Source organism: Mesorhizobium sp. M8A.F.Ca.ET.208.01.1.1, from assembly GCF_004791315.1.
Taxonomy (GTDB): domain Bacteria; phylum Pseudomonadota; class Alphaproteobacteria; order Rhizobiales; family Rhizobiaceae; genus Mesorhizobium.
The window spans coordinates 1-420 of the sequence record NZ_SRUT01000065.1 but is presented as its reverse complement, the minus strand read 5'-3'; the positions used below and the strand labels follow the sequence as shown (position 1 = coordinate 420).

The window sequence follows — 420 nt, the reverse complement described above, 5'->3', positions numbered from 1 at the left end:
ATCGGCGAGCCGACCTCACTCCAGCGCGAGCATGCTGCCTGCAGCTCCCGAGCAGCCTCGGTCAGGCGTTCTTCCTGTATCAAAAGCTCTGCCTTGGCCTCAGCGGTCAGCGCCCGGATGGAGGCCATCGGCCAGCGCTGCGGCTGGGTCTCCAATTCGACTATGACCTCTTTCGCACGCTCGCGTCGATCGGTGCGCGCCGCTACCTTGGCGAGAGTGGCAAGGACCGTGCCTCGCCGCTGCAGGGTTGGCCAGCCGTTCCCCGCCAGGGAGCGCTCAAGAGCGCTGAAAGCGGCCTCCGCCTGCCCCTGTTCGAGCTGCAGCAGGTCGAGACCGTCGGCCACCGCTTGGGCGGCCGCGACAAGACCACGCTGCTTGGGCCGCGACAGGCCGGCCTCGCGAAACATGTCATCGACGGGG

The 420-nt window shown here is 68.1% G+C and carries 1 pseudogene; it reads right to left on the bottom strand.

The annotated features are described in order from the left end of the window. Nucleotides 1–407, bottom strand: a pseudogene (locus EN851_RS37520) (hypothetical protein); the annotation flags it as partial. Nucleotides 408–420: the final 13 nt, after the last annotated feature.